This is a genomic window from Sinorhizobium sp. 22678 (assembly GCF_052044265.1).
GTDB classification, from domain to species: domain Bacteria; phylum Pseudomonadota; class Alphaproteobacteria; order Rhizobiales; family Rhizobiaceae; genus Sinorhizobium; species Sinorhizobium meliloti_A.
In genome coordinates this window covers 87,948-102,963 of record NZ_JBQEMS010000012.1, presented here as the reverse complement: position 1 = coordinate 102,963, position 15,016 = coordinate 87,948, and the positions used below count along the sequence as shown (strand labels likewise).

Below are 15,016 nucleotides of genomic sequence, written 5' to 3'. Positions count from 1 at the left end.
GAACGACCATGATCATCGATGCACTTCAATGCGGTCATTTCAACCGCGAGTCCTTCGAGGCGCTGAGGCAGGGCGGCTACAGCGCGGTGACGCCGACGCTCGGTTTCTGGGAAGGGACGATGGAGTCTCTCGACTCGCTTGCCCGCTGGCGAGACCTGGAGCGTGACAACGCCGACCTCATCCTTATCGCCAGAACGGCCGCCGATATCGAGCGCGCCGAAAGGGAGGGAAAGCTGGCGGTGGTGCTCGGCTACCAGAATTCCAACCTCTTCGAGGACCGCATCGCATTCGTCGAGTTTTTCGCCGAACTCGGCGTGCGCGTCGTGCAACTGACCTACAATAACCAGAACGAGCTCGGCGGCTCCTGCTACGAGGAAAACGACAGCGGGCTTGCCCGCTTCGGCCGCGATGTCGTGCGGGAAATGAACCGCGTCGGCATGCTGGTCGATCTTTCCCATGTCGGCGACCGGACCACCCTCGACACGATCGAGTGGTCGGAGAAGCCCGTGGCGATCACCCATGCCAATGCCGCTTCGCTCTTCGCGCATAAGCGCAATAAGTCCGACAAGGTGATCAAAGCCCTTTCCGAGCGCGGCGGCGTCATCGGCTGCGTCGCCTATCGCAACATCACGCCCGACGCTGCCTGCGCCACCGTCGACGGCTGGTGCGAGATGGTTGCCCGCACCGTCGACATCGCCGGCATCGACCATGTCGGCATCGGCACCGACATTTCGCATAACCACACCCCACGCGACTACGACTGGATGCGCAAGGGCCGCTGGACCCGCTCGGTCCAGTACGGTGCCGGCTCGCCTCAGCGGCCCGGGGCCGTGGCGAAACCGGAATGGCTGCTCAAGCCGCAGAACCTGCAGGACGTCGCCCCGGCCCTGCTGCGCGCCGGTTTCAATCAGGAGGAGGCGAACAAGATCCTCCGCGGCAACTGGCTCCGCCTCTACGCGGAGGTCTTCCGCCCGGACTGACCGGATCCAAAAACCGATTCAAAGAACAAGAAGAGCCGCCGCTTTGGGCGAGCGGCCACGGGAATAGCAGACAGACGACCATTCGACATCAAGGAGAACCACGAATGGAAATGTTCAAGAAAGCATCAGCCACGCCGCTGTCGCGACGTACCGTTCTCGGCGCCGGTCTTTTCGGGGCCGCAATGCTGGCCTCCCCCTACCTCCGGCGCGCCAGCGCGGAGGAAAACGTCCTCTACGTAAACACCTGGGGCGGCGACTGGGAGGCATCGGTCAAAAAGTTCCTGTTCGAACCCTTCACGGCGGATACGGGAATAGAGATCCGGACCGTCTCGCCGATATCCTTCGCCAAGCTCGCTGCGCAGAAGACCACGGGCGTCTACGAATTCGACGTGACCACGCTCGGCGTCGCCGATGTCGCGCGCGCCAATGGCGCTGGCCTCCTCGAGGCGCTGGAAGGTCACGTCGACACCTCCAAGCTTTGGGAGGGCGCCATCTACCAAAACGGGCTGTCGACGCATGGCTTTGCCACGCAGATGGTCTACAATGCCGCGAAATTCCCGGAAGGGTTGAAGAGCTGGTCCGACTTCTTCAATGCCGAGAAGTTTCCGGGCAACCGCAGTCTGCAGCGTCACGCCGCCCGCGTCCTGGCGATCGCGCTGCTAGCCGACGGCGTTCCGGCCGACCAGCTCTTTCCCTATGACCTCGACCGCGCTTTCGCCTCGCTCGATCGGATCAAGGACCACGTCCGCGTCTGGTGGACCGCCGGGCCACAGGCGCGGCAGATACTGACCGACGGCGAGGTGGACATGGCAGGCCTCTGGGACAGCGACGCCTTCGGCGCCAAGGAGGCATCGAAGGATCCGATCGAGATCGTCTGGGACCAGGCCGTCGTCGACAAGGCCTGCTGGATCGTCGCCAAGGACAGCCCGCGCGCCGAAAACGGCTTCAAGCTGATCAGCCATATCGGCCAGAACGCGGAGGGGCTCGCGAAGTTCTGCATCGCCGACCAGAACGGCCCGATGAACCCGAAATCCTTCGATTTCATTCCCACCGAGGTCGCGGCCAGAATGCCGACCCATCCGGAGCATCTGGCCCGGGCCGTCATGCTGGACGGGGCGAAGCTGCTGCCCCAACTCGACGAGCTGTCCACCCGCTTCGAAAGCTGGGTCGGCATCTAAGCTGCGCTTCCGGTCCCGGTAAGTGCGGCCGGAAAATGCAATGCATCGGATAGGGTGCCGGCGATGCCTGCGCCGGTACCCGCCGTCCGCGACGGAGACCCTATCCGAGGGTAAAGGAGCAATGTCATGAAACTCCGGACGTCCCCGATCCTCGTGGAAGGGCCCATGCCGCTGATGGCTCCGGCGGTGATCTTCCTTGCGCTCTTCTTTCTCGTTCCGCTTGGCTATGTGGTCTGGATGAGCGTGTCGCAGCCCGTGATCGGATTGCAGAATTTCGGCCGGCTGCTGAATTCCAGTCTGTTCGCCTCGGTCCTCTACAACACGTTCAAGACGGCGCTCCTGGTAACGCTGCTGAGCCTTCTCTTCGCCTATCCGCTCGCCTATGCCGCGGCGAACGGCTCGAAGCGCTTTGCGACTTTCCTGTTGACGGTCGTCGCCCTCTCGTTCTGGACCAGCTATCTGGTGCGCACCTATGCCTGGATGGTCATCCTCGGCAATCAGGGGCCGGTGACGGCGCTCCTCTCATGGTTCGGTTGGGACCCCGCGCCGAAGATCCTGTTCACCACCTTCAGCGCAACGCTCGCCATGACCCACGCCCTTATTCCCTTCATGACCATGTCGCTCTTCGCCGTGATGAAACGGATCGACCCGCTCTATGTCCGCGCTGCGGAAAACCTCGGCGCGCACCCGCTTCGCGCCTTCGTCTCCGTCTATCTGCCGCTGAGCGCGCCCGGCATCGTCAACGGCTGCACCCTCGTCTTCATCACCTGCCTCGGCTTCTACGTCATGCCCGTCCTGCTCGGGAGCCCACGCGACCAGATGATCGCCGGCATCATCGGAGACCAGATCGAGCAGACCCTCGACTTCGGCCTCGGCTCGGCGATTTCGATCGTGCTGTTGGCGCTGACGCTCGCGGTCTATGCGCTCTACAACCGCTTCTTCGGTCTCGACCGCCTTTGGGCAGGAGGTGACCGATGAGCCTCTGGGTCCGTTCTCTGGCAATTCTGATCGCCGCCTTCGTCGCGGCGCCGATGTTCATCGTCATTCCGATGTCCTTCAGCTCGGCGGCATCGCTCGCCTTCCCGCCGCCCGGCTATACGCTTCAGAACTACGTCAACTTCTTCTCCGACCCGAACTGGACGCAGCCGCTGACCAACAGCCTGCTGATCGGCCTCGGCACGGTCTGCGTGACGATGCTCGTCGCCGTTCCGGCCTCTTTCGCCCTGGTGCGGCACGTGTTCATGGGGCGCACGGTCTTCAACCTTCTGATCATGCTGCCGATGATCGTGCCCACCATCGTCATGGCGCTCGGCTACTACATCTATTTCGGGCAGCTCCGGCTGGTTCAGAGCTATCTCGGCGTGATCCTCGCCCATAGCTGCATCGCCCTGCCGATGTCGACGCTGATCCTGACGGCGGCGCTCAAGGGCTTCGACCGCTCGGTGGAACGCGCCGCGATGAATCTGGGGGCTTCGCCGCTCACGACCTTCCGGCTTATCACCTTTCCGATCCTGCGGCCGGCCTTCACCGTCGCCGGGCTCTTCGCCTTCATCGCATCCTTCGATGAGGCCGTCATCGCCCTCTTCATCTCCGGCCGCGACAAGGCGACCTTGCCGCGCCAGATGTTCAACGCCGTCCGCCAGGAAGCGGATCCGACAATTTCGGCCGCCTCGTCCTTCCTGTTCCTGCTCGTTCTCGCCGGCGTCTGCATCTGGCTTGCGCCGCAACTCGTGCGCCGCCGCACCCGCGTGCTGGACCAGACCGACGGCAACGGCGCCGCCGAGCCGGCCGCCGCAGCATCCTGATTTTGGAGCAAAGCCATGAATGCCCGTTCCCTCACCCTTCGCAACGTTACAAAGTCCTATGACGGCAGGCATATGGCTGCCGACGACGTTTCGCTCGACATCAAGGCCGGCGAGTTCGTCTCCTTCCTCGGCCCGTCCGGCTCCGGCAAGACGACGACGCTGATGATGATTGCCGGTTTCCAGCGTCCGACCAGCGGCGAGATCCGGCTCGGCGAGCGCGCAATCGACAACCTGCCGCCGCACAGGCGCAATATCGGCATGGTGTTCCAGAACTATGCGCTCTTCCCGCACATGACGGTCGCCGACAATGTGGGCTTCCCCCTGCGCATGCGCGGCGTCGCCAAGCAAGACAAGGAGCGCCGTTCCCGCGAGGCACTGGCCAAGGTCGGGCTTCAGGGTTTCGAAACGCGCGTGCCCTCCGAGCTTTCCGGCGGCCAACAACAGCGCGTGGCGCTTGCCCGCGCTCTTGTCTTCGAACCCGACATCATTCTGCTCGACGAGCCGCTCGGCGCGCTCGACAAGGCACTGCGCGAACATATGCAGGGGGAATTGAAGCGCATCCACAAGGACCTCGGCGTCACCATGGTCTACGTCACCCACGACCAGTCGGAGGCCATGACCATGTCAGACCGGATCGCCGTCTTCAATCAGGGCCGGATCGAACAGGTCGGCACGCCGAACGAGATTTACCGCGCGCCGAAGACCCGCTTCGTCGCATCCTTCATCGGTGACAGCAACCTCATCGAGGGCTCGTCGCTCGGCGACGGAAGATTCGACACGCCGGTCGGCATTGTCGAGGCGCGGAGCAGGCAAGCGGAGCGCAACCGGCGGGCCGATCTGCTGCTCAGACCTGAAATGATCCGGATCGCCGAAACCTCACAGGGCGGACGCCAGCCGCTGAAGATCGACAGCACGATCAACTACGGCGACAACCTGCTCGTCATCGGGAAGCTCGGCACGCAGCCAATCCGCATGCGGGTCCCCGGCGCCGATGCGCGCAGGATCGAGGGCATTTCCGAATGCCACGTGACCTGGCGCGCCGAGGATGTCCACGTCATCGCCTGATCCGAACTCCGGTTGCCGATGGAGCCGCACATGAACGACCGTCCGAATTCCCTCCACGCTCTCGACAAGCAGAGCCTCGTCCACCCCTACACGAACCTGGCCGTGCATCAGGAAACCGGGCCGCACGTGATCACCGGCGGCGACGGCATCTATGTCGTCGACGACGAAGGAAGACGCTACATCGAGGGATTGGCGGGTCTGTTCTGCGCCGGTCTAGGCTTCAGCGAGCAGCGCCTCGTGGAGGCCGCGACGCGACAGCTCAAGACGATGCCCTTCTATCACTCCTTCGCGCACAAATCGACGGAGCCGGGCATCAGGCTGGCGGAGAAGCTCCTGGCGATCGCGCCGGTACCGATGTCGAAGGTGTTCTTCGCCGGCTCCGGGTCGGAAGCGAACGACACGGCGATCAAGCTCATCTGGTACTACAACAACGCTCTCGGGCGTCCCGGGAAGAAAAAGATCATCTCGCGCCGCAAGGCCTATCACGGCGTCACCGTCGCAACCGCGAGCCTCACCGGTCTGCCGTTCAATCACCGCGATTTCGACCTGCCGATCGCCAACATCCTCCATACCGATTGCCCGCACTACTGGCGCTTCGCCGAGATCGGGGAGACGGAGGAAGACTTCGCCACGCGCATGGCCGACAACCTCGAAGCGATGATCCTCGAAGAGGGTCCGGAAACGATCGCCGCCTTCTTCGCCGAGCCCGTCATGGTCTCGGGCGGCGTCATCACCCCGCCGAAAGGCTATTTCGAAAAGGTCCAGGCGGTCCTCCGCAAATACGATATCCTGCTCGTCGCCGACGAGGTGATCTGCGGCTTTGGCCGCACGGGCAACATGTTCGGCTCGGAAACCTACGGGCTCAAGCCGGACATGATCAGCTGCGCCAAGCAGCTGTCGGCGGCCTATATGCCGATCTCCGCCCTGATGATCAACGAGACGATCGCGGACGCACTGGTGGACCAGAGCCGGAAGATCGGCACCTTCTCGCACGGTTTCACCTATGGCGGCCATCCGGTTGCAGCCGCCGTGGCGCTGGAAGCGCTGACGATTTACGAGGAGATCGACATCGTCGGCCATGTGCGCTCCGTCGCCCCCGCCTTCCAGGAACGTGTGCGTAAGCTCGGCGAGCACCCGCTGATCGGAGAAGCGCGCGGCGTCGGTCTCGTTGCCGGTCTCGAATTCGTCAAGGACAAAGCGACCAAGGAGAATTTTGCGCCCGCCCTGCAGGTGGCAAACCAGGCCGGCAAGTTCGCGACCGCCCGCGGCGTCCTGACACGCGGCCTCGGCGACATGGTGAGCCTCTGCCCGGCGATGATCATCGATGACGAGCAGATCGACGACCTGATGACGCGCATGGGGCTGGCGCTTGACGATACGCTGGCCTGGGCACGCGCCGAGGGACATGTCGCCTGAGGGAAGATCATGAATCCGGAAACCACTGCAGTCCCCTATGAGCGCCTCGGCATGCTGATCGATGGCCGCTGGATCTACGAGACGGAGCGGAGCACCGACGTGGTGGATCCCGCCACGGGCCAGACGATTGCTCAGCTGCCTTTGGCGACCGATGGCGAGATTGCCGAAGCCGTCGCCTCCTCGCAGCGCGCATTCGAGAGCTGGAAGGATCGCTCCCCGCTCGAGCGGGGCCAGATCCTGCGCCGCTTCGCAGACCTCGCCCGCAAGCATGCCGACGAGATCGCCCGCAACATGACGCGCGACCAGGGCAAGCCACTCGGCGAGGCGATCGGCGAAGTCCGTTTCGCCGCCGACCATGCCGATTGGCACGCAGAGGAAGCGCGCCGCATCTACGGACGGGTCATTCCCGCGCGCGATCCGCGCGTACAGCAGATGGTCCTTCGCGAACCGGTGGGGGTCTGTATCGCCTTCACCCCTTGGAATTTCCCCTTCAGCCAGGCGCTGCGCAAGGTGGTGGCGGCGCTTGCAAGCGGCTGCACCGTGATCCTCAAGGGACCTGGAGAATCCCCCTCCTCCACGGTCGCGATCGGCCGGCTGATGCAGGAGGCCGGACTGCCGGACGGCTGTCTCAACATTCTCTGGGGCGACCCGGCCCACCTGTCGGAGACGCTGCTGGCGGCGCCGGAAGTCAGAAAGATCTCCTTCACGGGTTCGGTCGAGGTCGGGAAGCATCTCGCGAGCCTTGCGGGCAGGTACATGAAGCGGTCCACGATGGAGCTCGGGGGTCATGCACCGGTGATCGTCTTCGACGACGCCGACATCGATGCGGCAGCCGACGCGCTTGCCGGCCAGAAGGTGCGTAACGCCGGCCAGGTCTGCATCTCTCCGACACGGTTTTACGTGCAGGCGAAAGGGCACGACCGTTTCCTGGCACGCTTTGCCGAGAAGATCGCTTCGACAAGGGTCGGCAACGGTTTCGAGGAGAGCGTACAGATGGGACCGCTCTGCCACGCCCGACGCGTCGCTGCCATGGAAGGTTTCGTTCAGGACGCGCGCGAGCAGGGTGCCGAGATCGTCACCGGCGGCGAGCGCGTTGGGAATGCGGGATTTTTCTACGCGCCAACCGTGGTCGCCGGCGGCACCGACGAACTGCGCCTGATGAAGGAGGAGCCCTTCGGACCGATCGCCGTCGTTACGCCCTTCGGCGAGTTCGACGAGGTGATCCGTCGCGCCAACAGCCTGCCCTTCGGTCTTGCGTCCTATGTGTTCACCGGCTCGAGCAGCCGCGCACGGCATGCAGCACGCGCCCTTGCAGCCGGAATGGTGAGCATCAACCATTTCGGCCTGGCGCTGCCGGAGACCCCCTTCGGAGGAATCAACGACAGCGGCTACGGCAGCGAGGGAGGCTTGGAGACTTTCGACGGCTATCTGAATGCGAAGTTCGTCACCCGTTTCGACCAAGTCCCGCAGTGAACCTATCCGACAGACGAAACGAGCGAGAAGAGCATGTTTGAAGTCATCGATACCGGCGCCGATCCGTCGGATGTTCCGGTCAGCGAAGCGGTTCGCGCCGGCGATCTTTTCTGGTCGGTGCACATCTCGGAGGACCCGGTCACCGGCGAGCCGGTCTTTGGCGACATCGAAACGCAGGCGCGCCGCACGCTGCAGAATCTGGAAATCGCGATCAAGGCCGCCGGCGGCTCCGTCGCAAATGTCGTGCAGATGCAGGTGTTCCTCACTGAAAGAGCCGACGCTCCCGGCATGAACAGGGTCTATACCGAGTTCTTCAGGGAGCCCTATCCGGTGCGCGCGACCGTGGTCGTCAAGGAGCTCATCACCCCGGGCCTGCGCATCGAGGTCCTTGCCCATGCGGTGCTCGAGGGTGCTTGATCGCAGCGCACGGCCCGAATTCAGCAAGGCGTGAGAAACACGAATGTTCGAGAAAGTCGAAACCGGAATTGCCGCATCCCGCGCTCCCTTGAGCGGTACCGTGAAGGCGGGCCGGATCGTGAGATCGGCTCACATAGCAAAGAACCCGGCGACCGGCGAACTCGTCACCGGGGACATCGAGTACCAGGCGCGACAGGTATTCTCCAACCTCCGGCAGGCGCTTGAAGCCGCCGGAAGCACGCTTGCCGCTGTCGTGCAGATACAGGTCTATCTGGTCGACCGGGCCGATGCCCCGAGCATGAACAAGATATACCGCGAATTCTTCGCGCCTCCCTTTCCCGTGCGGGCGACAGTCGTCACGGAGCTCCTTTCACCCGGCATCCGCCTGGAAATCCTCGCCACTGCGGTCTGCTCCCCGGATTGAGCAGTTCAAGCGACAGCCCAAGCCCGCTGCACGCGTTGCTGCTGCAACGGAGTCCTTCGCCGCATTTGAGATTCTTGCGACTCGCGGCCTGACCGGGCGGGCGGGCCATTCTCAACAAATTTCCGAGAATTCAAGCAGCGCGACTTGACCGGCAGGCGCATGTGGTGCTTACTGGTAATACCAGTTGGGACCATTTCCATGAACCCTGTGCTATCCGAAGGCGCCGACGAACTTGCGGGAACGGAAAAGGTGCTCTCCTTCTTCCGGGAGCAGCTGTTGTCCGGTGCGCTCAAGGTGGGCGACAGGCTGTTGGGCGAGAGGGAGCTTTGCCTCGCTCTCGGCGTATCGCGGCCGGTGCTGAGGGAGGCTTTGCGGTCGCTCGCCAATCTGGGCTTCCTCGATATCCGCCATGGCAAGGGCGCCTTCGTGCGCAAGGCCGACGTGGGCGTCTTCGGCGATTTCCTGACGTTCTGCCTCGCCCAGCAGCCCGATATGCTCGACGACATCATGCAGGCTCGTGTCGCGATCGAATGCCAGGCTATCCGTCTTGCCTGCATCCGCGCGACGGATAGCGACCTCTCACGCATCGGCGGCCTGCTGACACGGCTGATGGACACGCTTCACGACGCCGAAGACGGGGGCGCTGCGGACTTCGCCTTTCACATGGCGATCGTCGAGGCCAGCCGCAGTCCCGCGCTTGTCACGGTTTACCGCTCGATATCCGACCTTCTGAAGCGCAGCCATGTCCAGCGGCGCGCCGAGACGAGCGACGCGCCCGGCATCACCGACTATCTCGTGGAAGCCCATCGGGAGGTCTTTCTGTCCATTCTCGCGCGCGATCCGGACAAGGCCGACAGGATGCTGCGCGAACATTTCGCCATCGGCGACGAGCTTCGGCGCAAAAGCTACATAGCTGCCTTCACCAGGAAGGGCGCGCCGCAAGAAGAGGAAAAAGAAGCAGACAGCTAGTTTTATCCAGGGAGGAGGAGAGCATGCTGAATTTTCTGAAACATGGCCGGATGGCCGGCGCCGTGCTGGGAGCCGCATTGTTTGCCGGAGCCGCTTCCGCAACCGAATTGCGCTATGCGCATGTCGGCGCAGAAGGGGACATCCAGACGGTCTATGCGGCACAGGCGGCGGAGGGCATCGCGGCCGCGACCGGCGGCGAAATCACCGTCACCGTCTATCCCGCCAGCCAGCTCGGCGGGGTTGCGGAAATGGTGGATGGCGTGCGCATGGGCTCGATCTCCATGGGCCATCATGATTTCGCTTCCCTCGCACGACTGGTGCCTGAGGTCGCCGTCTTCAACGCGCCTTTCATCTACCGCGACGGCGCCCATGCGCTCGCTGCGACGGACCCGCAGTCGTCGCCCGCCCTCCAGGCGATCAACGAAAAGCTCATCGCACAGGGCGTGCGGATCATCGGGCGCATCTATCGCGGCGACCGCCACATCTCCTCCAACTTCCCGGTAAAGACGCCGGCGGACCTTGCCGGCAAGCCTTTCCGAGCGGTCCCACTCGAGCTATGGGTTTCCATGGTCAAGGGCTTCGGCGCCATTCCCACCCCGGTCGAGGTTGCCGAACTCCCGACCGCGCTGATGACGGGCGTGGTCGTCGGCCAGGAAAATCCGCTGACCATGATCGCCTCCAACAATCTCAACGAGGTGCAATCGCATCTGTCGATGACGGGTCACATGCGCGCCGTGCTCGCCGTCTTCATCAATGAGGAAGTCTGGCAGGGATTGAGCGAAGAGCAGCGGACGGCTCTGACGAAAGTCCTCGACGAGGAGGCTCAGAAATCGCTGAAGATGGCGACCGAATCCGAGGCTGATCTGGTGAAGGAGCTCAAGGGCCGCGGCATGACCGTCATCACCGAGGCCGAAGGGCTGGACGTCGCGGCATTCCGGGACAAGGTCAGCGCCCAGATCCGGCAGGACTTCCCGAACTTCGCACCGCTCATCGAGCAGATCGAAGCGGTGAAATAGACCGAGCAGCTGCAGGGGCAAGCCAATGTCCCTTGTCCCTGCAGCGCCTGTATTTTTTCAGCCAGAATGGGAGGGGAGAAGATGCGTCTGCCCGAACGTGTCCTGACGATTGTCGTGGTTGCCGTGATGGCGGGGCTGGTCATCGTTCCGACGGCCCAGGTCGTCATGCGCAGCGTCTTCGGCCTGCCTTTCATCGGTGCGGAGGAACTGACCCGCTTCCTGCTCATCTGCCTGGTGTTCCTCGCCTATCCACTCGTGGTCGGGCACGGCGAGAATATCGTCATGGGCGAGTTCAAGGCGGCAATGTCGAGGAAGGCGCGCGCGATCGTGAATGTCGCGATCTCGGCCTGTGCGATCGGCGTAACGGGGTTCATCGGCTGGGTCACGGCCATGAACATCACCCGGAACCTGACCAACGCCACGCCGACCCTCGGCATCCCTTTCTGGATATTTCTGGGCGCCACGCTCTTCGGTTTCGCGGGTGCGGCGCTCGTCCATCTTCTGCATCTGCGCAAGCCGCCGCAGGCGGATAAGAACATCGCAGTCTGAAAGGTTGGTTCATGGGTTTTCTGGTCGTTGCGGCCTTCCTCGGTCTGTTCATGCTTGGCTTCCCGGTGGTCTACGCCATCCTGCTGCCGTCAATTCTCTACGTACTTGTCGAGGGCTTGCCGTTCGGGCTGCTTGCCCAGCGGATCACCTACGCGCTGGATTCGTTTCCGCTGGTGGCCGTGCCTCTCTTCATCTTCGTCGGCAACCTCATGAACCTCTCCGGCATTACCGATCGCATCTTCCGCTTCGCCTATACGCTCGTCGGGCGGATGCCGGGTGGCCTGGCGCAGGTCAACGTCTTCGGAAGCCTGATCTTTTCCGGAATGTCCGGGGCGGCGCTGGCCGACATCGGAGGCCTGGGGCGCATCGAGATCGACGCCATGAAGAAGCGCGGCTTCGATCCATCCTTCGCCGGCGCGGTAACTGCCGCTTCCGCGACGCTCGGGCCGATTTTCCCGCCTTCCATCCCGCTCATCGTCTACGGCTCGGTCACGAGCGTCTCGATCGTCCAGCTCCTCGTAGCCGGCATCATGCCCGCCGTGCTGTGTACCGCCCTGCTGATGCTCACGGTGCTGATCGTCGCCATCCGACATGGCCATGCGCGCGCGGAGCGCTGGCCGACGGCAGGCGAGCTGGTCGGCACGCTGGTGCCGGCGCTACCGGCCATTCTTGCTCCGGCGCTCATGGTCGGCGGCATGACGGCCGGCGCCTTCACACCGACCGAGGCGGCCGCGATAACGGCCGTCTATGTCATCTTCATCAGCGGCGTCCTGTACCGTGAACTGACGCTGGCGCATCTGTGGCATTCGGCGGTTCTGACGGCCCGCAGCTCCAGCGCGATCCTCATCATCGTCGCCTCGGCCGCGCTTTTCGGCTGGATTCTGGCGGTCGAGCAGGTGCCTCAGACCTTTGCGGCGACGCTGCTCGGCTGGTCGAAGGACCCGCTGATGCTGCTGATCATCGCAAACCTGATCTTCTTCGTCGCCGGCATGTTCCTCGACTCGACGACCGCAACGCTGCTTCTCGTTCCCATCATCGCCCCGCCACTCGTGATGGCCGGTGTCGACCCCGTTCAACTCGGCATCGTGACGATCTTCAACCTGATGCTCGGACTGCTGACGCCGCCGATGGGTTTGTCGCTGTTCCTCGTGTCGGACATCGCCAAGGTGTCCATCCGGCAGCTCCTGCGAGCGCTTGTGCCCTTTTACATTCCGCTGGTTTCCACGCTTGTCATCCTCACTTTAGCGAAGGACTTCACGCTGTGGCTGCCCCGCCTGATCGCCCAGTAATCTTTTCTCCAGGAGACACCAATATGCGTATCGTCATCGGTTCCGACCATGCTGGCTTTCACCTCAAGGCCACGATCATCGACCACGTCACCTCGCTCGGCCACGAGGTGCATGACGCAGGCTCGTACGATGCGAACCCGGTAGACTTCCCCGACATCGCAAAGACGGTCACTTCCTCGATCATCGCGGGCAAGGCGGATCGCGGGCTAATGGTCTGCGGCACCGGCGTCGGCGCCTCGATCGCGGCCAACAAGGTGAAGGGCATCCGCGCCGCGGTCTGCCATGACGTGCATTCCGCCCATCAGTCGGTGGAGCATGACGACGTCAACGTCATGTGCATCGGCGCCCAGATCGTCGGCGCATGGTTGGCAAGGGATCTCGTTGCAGCCTACCTCGCCGCCGAATTCTCCACCGACGAGGATTTCCGGCGCCGGGTGCGCAAGCTCGCCGAAATGGACGAGCAGCGCTGAGCATCCGCCGGCCGGCTCCGCGCCGTTCGGCGAGACTCGCGCATCTATTCTTCCTTGCTGACCTCGCCATCCACGAGGTGGATGCGACGATCCATGCGGGCAGCCATGCCCAGGTCGTGCGTCACCGCGACGACCGTCTTGCCGCGCTCGCGGACAAGTCCGTCGAGAATTGCGAATACCTGCTCCGAACTCCTGCTGTCGAGGCTTCCGGTCGGCTCGTCGGCCAGGATCAGCGGCGGATTGTTGGCCAGCGCCCGTGCGACCGCCACGCGCTGGCGCTGGCCGCCCGAGAGCTGATCCGGCCGCTTGTCGAGATGATCGGCGAGGCCGAGCGAGGACAGCAATTCGGTCGCCCGGGCCCGCATCGCGTCGCGGCCGAGGCGGGCAAGCTTGCGCATCGGGATTTCGACGTTCTCACGCGCGGTAAATTCCGGCAGGAGGAAATGGAACTGGAAGACGAACCCCATTGTGGCGAGGCGGGTCTCCGCCCGCTCCTTCTCGCTCATGGGCTCCGTATCGCGTCCGCGGACGCGGAGCATGCCTTGCGTCGGCTGGTCGAGCAGCCCCAGCAGATAGAGCAGCGACGACTTTCCCGATCCCGAAGGGCCGGTAACGGCCACGAACTCGCCCTCGTCGATGATGAGGTCGATGTCCTTCACCAGCGTTACCGGAACCGTCTCATGCAATATACGCGTGAGGCCGCGAGCCTCGATCAGCGGGCTCATGTCGCACCCCTTATGATGTCCACCGGATTGACGCGTGCTGCCCGGCGGGCAGGCAGGTAACCGGCGACCGCTGCCGAGGACAGGGCGAAGGCTGTCGCTACGGCATAGTGAAGAATGCTCCACGCGATCGGCAGCCTGGTCATTTCCTGGCCGGTCGCGGCAATTTCGAACCGTACCCGGGAAAGGGCGTAGGTGATCGCAAAACCGAGCGCCCAGCCGAGAAGGGAACCCGCTATGCCGATCGCCAGCCCCTCGATCACGAACAGACGGCGCATGTCGGCTTGCGAAAAGCCCAGCGACTTCATGATGGCGATGTCGCGCGCCTTCTCGTGCGTGATGGTGGAAACGATGTTGAAGATGCCGAAACCCGCTACCAGCATGATCGCGGCGACGACCGTGTACATGATGACGTTGCGCACGACGAGCGCTTCGAGAATGGACTCGTTCGCCTCCTGCCACGCGACCGCCTTGTAGCCGAGTTCGGCCTCCACGCGACGCGCCACGGTGGGCGCGGCGTTCGGGTCGCCGAGCTTGATGCGGATCTCGTTGATTGCATTCGGCCTGTTGGACAGGATCTGGGCGTTCTTCAGCAGCACATAGGCTTCGCCTTCGTCACGCGCCGTGGTGCCGGTATGAAACAGGCCGGCGATCTTGAAGTTGCGGGCAAGGCCTTCCGAAGACACGGCGGTAATCGTATCGCCGAGCCCGGCACCCAGCCTCGAGGCCATGGTATCGCCTATCACGACGTTGTTGCCGCCGGCCGCAAGCGCGCCGAAGCTGCCGGACTCGAAATCCTCTACGATGGGCGAGACCTTCACCTCCTTCTCCGGCTCGATCCCGATCACCACGGCGCCGACTTCGCGGCCCGAGTAGCGGATCACGCCCTGAACGTTCAGGACCGCGGCAAGCCTGCCGGGCATCCATTCTTCCAGCCAGGAGACCGCCTTCGTCGGATTGATGATGCCGCGCCGGTCGTCCCGCGGCCTCAGCCCGGATATGGCGACGGCTTCGAAGAGGTCTTCCGCCGGCTGCCGCCGCGCCGAGCGCTGCTCATCGGTCACATCGACATGCGGCATCGTGTCGACGAGCTGGCGAACGAAATCGTCCTGCCCGCCCTGCATCAGCGCCGCCATGGCGATCGAGAAGCCGACGCCGACGGCGACACCGATGACCGCGACGAGGGTCTGGCGGCCGCGGCCGGCGACGTGCGTCAAGGCGATATCGAGGATCAGGCGCATGG

16 protein-coding genes are annotated in these 15,016 nt (G+C 63.7%); 14 read left to right on the top strand and 2 right to left on the bottom strand.

All coding sequences use genetic code 11. The annotated features are described in order from the left end of the window. Window positions 1-8 precede the first annotated feature (8 nt). The 14 genes from ACTJKL_RS19205 to rpiB all read left to right on the top strand — a co-directional run bounded on the left by ACTJKL_RS19205 (window position 9) and on the right by rpiB (window position 13,051). A complete protein-coding gene (locus ACTJKL_RS19205) occupies window positions 9-980 on the top strand; it encodes a membrane dipeptidase (protein WP_100672384.1) in 972 nt (323 codons plus the stop codon). Between the two features lie 104 nt (window positions 981-1,084). Then, window positions 1,085-2,158 (top strand): extracellular solute-binding protein, encoded by a 1,074-nt coding sequence (locus ACTJKL_RS19200; RefSeq protein WP_440853553.1) that lies wholly within the window; start codon window positions 1,085-1,087, stop codon window positions 2,156-2,158. Between the two features lie 126 nt (window positions 2,159-2,284). Beyond that, a complete protein-coding gene (locus tag ACTJKL_RS19195; RefSeq protein ID WP_275600074.1) occupies window positions 2,285-3,136 on the top strand; it encodes an ABC transporter permease in 852 nt (283 codons plus the stop codon). Further along, window positions 3,133-3,963 (top strand): ABC transporter permease, encoded by an 831-nt coding sequence (locus ACTJKL_RS19190; RefSeq protein WP_411922320.1) that lies wholly within the window; start codon window positions 3,133-3,135, stop codon window positions 3,961-3,963. Before ACTJKL_RS19195 ends, ACTJKL_RS19190 begins: the two co-directional genes overlap by 4 nt. 15 nt (window positions 3,964-3,978) lie before the next feature. Beyond that, window positions 3,979-5,028, top strand: a complete 1,050-nt coding sequence (locus ACTJKL_RS19185) for an ABC transporter ATP-binding protein (protein WP_440853552.1) — start codon at window positions 3,979-3,981, stop codon at window positions 5,026-5,028. 30 nt (window positions 5,029-5,058) lie between these two features. Continuing rightward, window positions 5,059-6,444 carry an aspartate aminotransferase family protein gene (locus ACTJKL_RS19180; protein ID WP_379940236.1) on the top strand — a complete coding sequence of 462 codons (1,386 nt, stop codon included), beginning with the start codon at window positions 5,059-5,061 and terminating at the stop codon, window positions 6,442-6,444. Between the two features lie 9 nt (window positions 6,445-6,453). Further along, window positions 6,454-7,917: an NAD-dependent succinate-semialdehyde dehydrogenase gene (locus ACTJKL_RS19175; RefSeq protein ID WP_275602721.1), complete on the top strand. Its 1,464-nt coding sequence runs from the start codon at window positions 6,454-6,456 to the stop codon at window positions 7,915-7,917. Between the two features lie 33 nt (window positions 7,918-7,950). Beyond that, window positions 7,951-8,334, top strand: coding sequence for a RidA family protein (locus ACTJKL_RS19170; protein ID WP_275598748.1), 384 nt, complete (start codon window positions 7,951-7,953; stop codon window positions 8,332-8,334). Between the two features lie 43 nt (window positions 8,335-8,377). Beyond that, window positions 8,378-8,758 carry a RidA family protein gene (locus ACTJKL_RS19165; RefSeq protein WP_440853551.1) on the top strand — a complete coding sequence of 127 codons (381 nt, stop codon included), beginning with the start codon at window positions 8,378-8,380 and terminating at the stop codon, window positions 8,756-8,758. Window positions 8,759-8,956: 198 nt separating this feature from the next. Continuing rightward, a complete protein-coding gene (locus tag ACTJKL_RS19160; protein ID WP_180980814.1) occupies window positions 8,957-9,727 on the top strand; it encodes a FadR/GntR family transcriptional regulator in 771 nt (256 codons plus the stop codon). Window positions 9,728-9,750: 23 nt separating this feature from the next. Beyond that, a complete protein-coding gene (locus ACTJKL_RS19155) occupies window positions 9,751-10,743 on the top strand; it encodes a TRAP transporter substrate-binding protein (protein ID WP_440853550.1) in 993 nt (330 codons plus the stop codon). Between the two features lie 81 nt (window positions 10,744-10,824). Beyond that, entirely contained in the window at window positions 10,825-11,292 is a 468-nt protein-coding gene (locus ACTJKL_RS19150) for a TRAP transporter small permease (RefSeq protein ID WP_440853549.1), read from the top strand. Between the two features lie 11 nt (window positions 11,293-11,303). Further along, window positions 11,304-12,581 carry a TRAP transporter large permease gene (locus ACTJKL_RS19145; RefSeq protein WP_379943177.1) on the top strand — a complete coding sequence of 426 codons (1,278 nt, stop codon included), beginning with the start codon at window positions 11,304-11,306 and terminating at the stop codon, window positions 12,579-12,581. A gap of 23 nt (window positions 12,582-12,604) precedes the next feature. After that, window positions 12,605-13,051 carry a ribose 5-phosphate isomerase B gene (gene rpiB / locus ACTJKL_RS19140; protein WP_324764186.1) on the top strand — a complete coding sequence of 149 codons (447 nt, stop codon included), beginning with the start codon at window positions 12,605-12,607 and terminating at the stop codon, window positions 13,049-13,051. Window positions 13,052-13,095: 44 nt separating this feature from the next. On the opposite strand, the gene ACTJKL_RS19135 is transcribed toward rpiB, so the two are convergent. Together ACTJKL_RS19135 and ACTJKL_RS19130 are read right to left on the bottom strand one after the other, a co-directional pair. Then, window positions 13,096-13,776: an ABC transporter ATP-binding protein gene (locus ACTJKL_RS19135; RefSeq protein WP_440853548.1), complete on the bottom strand. Its 681-nt coding sequence runs from the start codon at window positions 13,774-13,776 to the stop codon at window positions 13,096-13,098. After that, window positions 13,773-15,014 (bottom strand): ABC transporter permease, encoded by a 1,242-nt coding sequence (locus ACTJKL_RS19130; RefSeq protein ID WP_440853547.1) that lies wholly within the window; start codon window positions 15,012-15,014, stop codon window positions 13,773-13,775. The genes ACTJKL_RS19135 and ACTJKL_RS19130 overlap by 4 nt, the downstream gene beginning before the upstream one ends. Window positions 15,015-15,016 lie beyond the last annotated feature (2 nt).

Excerpts from the sequence above, each read along its gene's own strand:
- ACTJKL_RS19205 (WP_100672384.1), top strand. The coding sequence starts at position 9 with ATGATCATCGATGCACTTCAATGCGGTCATTTCAACCGCGAGTCCTTC.
- ACTJKL_RS19160 (WP_180980814.1), top strand. The coding sequence starts at position 8,957 with ATGAACCCTGTGCTATCCGAAGGCGCCGACGAACTTGCGGGAACGGAA.
- ACTJKL_RS19145 (WP_379943177.1), top strand. The coding sequence starts at position 11,304 with ATGGGTTTTCTGGTCGTTGCGGCCTTCCTCGGTCTGTTCATGCTTGGC.
- ACTJKL_RS19200 (WP_440853553.1), top strand. The coding sequence starts at position 1,085 with ATGGAAATGTTCAAGAAAGCATCAGCCACGCCGCTGTCGCGACGTACC.
- ACTJKL_RS19150 (WP_440853549.1), top strand. The coding sequence starts at position 10,825 with ATGCGTCTGCCCGAACGTGTCCTGACGATTGTCGTGGTTGCCGTGATG.
- ACTJKL_RS19135 (WP_440853548.1), bottom strand. The coding sequence starts at position 13,776 with ATGAGCCCGCTGATCGAGGCTCGCGGCCTCACGCGTATATTGCATGAG.
- ACTJKL_RS19155 (WP_440853550.1), top strand. The coding sequence starts at position 9,751 with ATGCTGAATTTTCTGAAACATGGCCGGATGGCCGGCGCCGTGCTGGGA.
- ACTJKL_RS19175 (WP_275602721.1), top strand. The coding sequence starts at position 6,454 with ATGAATCCGGAAACCACTGCAGTCCCCTATGAGCGCCTCGGCATGCTG.
- rpiB (WP_324764186.1), top strand. The coding sequence starts at position 12,605 with ATGCGTATCGTCATCGGTTCCGACCATGCTGGCTTTCACCTCAAGGCC.
- ACTJKL_RS19185 (WP_440853552.1), top strand. The coding sequence starts at position 3,979 with ATGAATGCCCGTTCCCTCACCCTTCGCAACGTTACAAAGTCCTATGAC.
- ACTJKL_RS19130 (WP_440853547.1), bottom strand. The coding sequence starts at position 15,014 with ATGCGCCTGATCCTCGATATCGCCTTGACGCACGTCGCCGGCCGCGGC.
- ACTJKL_RS19165 (WP_440853551.1), top strand. The coding sequence starts at position 8,378 with ATGTTCGAGAAAGTCGAAACCGGAATTGCCGCATCCCGCGCTCCCTTG.
- ACTJKL_RS19190 (WP_411922320.1), top strand. The coding sequence starts at position 3,133 with ATGAGCCTCTGGGTCCGTTCTCTGGCAATTCTGATCGCCGCCTTCGTC.
- ACTJKL_RS19180 (WP_379940236.1), top strand. The coding sequence starts at position 5,059 with ATGAACGACCGTCCGAATTCCCTCCACGCTCTCGACAAGCAGAGCCTC.
- ACTJKL_RS19195 (WP_275600074.1), top strand. The coding sequence starts at position 2,285 with ATGAAACTCCGGACGTCCCCGATCCTCGTGGAAGGGCCCATGCCGCTG.
- ACTJKL_RS19170 (WP_275598748.1), top strand. The coding sequence starts at position 7,951 with ATGTTTGAAGTCATCGATACCGGCGCCGATCCGTCGGATGTTCCGGTC.